The following is a 550-nucleotide window of genomic DNA, read 5'->3' on the forward strand; positions in this document are numbered from 1 at the left end:
GTTCTGGAAAGTCAGGATGAATATGACTCACAGTGGGCGGCAATTTGTTCCATTGCCCCAAAGATTGGCTGTACGCCGGAGACTCTGCGTGTCTGGGTTCGCCAGCATGAGCGGGATACCGGGGGCGGTGATGGTGGGCTCACCAGCGCTGAACGTGAGCGTCTGGAAGAGCTGGAACGTGAAAATCGTGAACTGCGCCGCAGTAACGATATCCTTCGCCAGGCTTCCGCTTATTTTGCGAAGGCGGAGTTCGACCGCCTCTGGAAAAAATGATGCCACTGCTGGATAAGCTGCGTGAGCAGTACGGGGTCGGACCGCTATGCAGCGAACTGCAGATTGCCCCGTCAACGTATTACCACTGTCAGCAACAGCGACATCATCCGGATAAACGCAGTGCCCGTGCGCAGCACGATGACTGGCTGAAGAGAGAGATACAGCGCGTATACGATGAAAATCATCAGGTGTACGGTGTGCGTAAAGTCTGGCGTCAGTTGTTACGGGAAGGAATCAGGGTGGCCAGATGTACAGTGGCGCGCCTCATGGCGGTTAT

The 550-nt window shown here is 55.5% G+C and carries 1 pseudogene and 1 other annotated feature; the pseudogene reads left to right on the plus strand.

From position 1 onward, the window contains the following. A pseudogene (locus K1I94_RS11305) lies at nucleotides 1-550 on the plus strand (IS3 family transposase); the annotation flags it as partial. Beyond that, nucleotides 228-344, plus strand: a sequence feature (AL1L pseudoknot). Its footprint overlaps the pseudogene before it by 117 nt.

Origin of the sequence: Streptococcus sanguinis (assembly GCF_019929145.1) — a bacterium.
Taxonomy (GTDB): domain Bacteria; phylum Bacillota; class Bacilli; order Lactobacillales; family Streptococcaceae; genus Streptococcus; species Streptococcus sanguinis_U.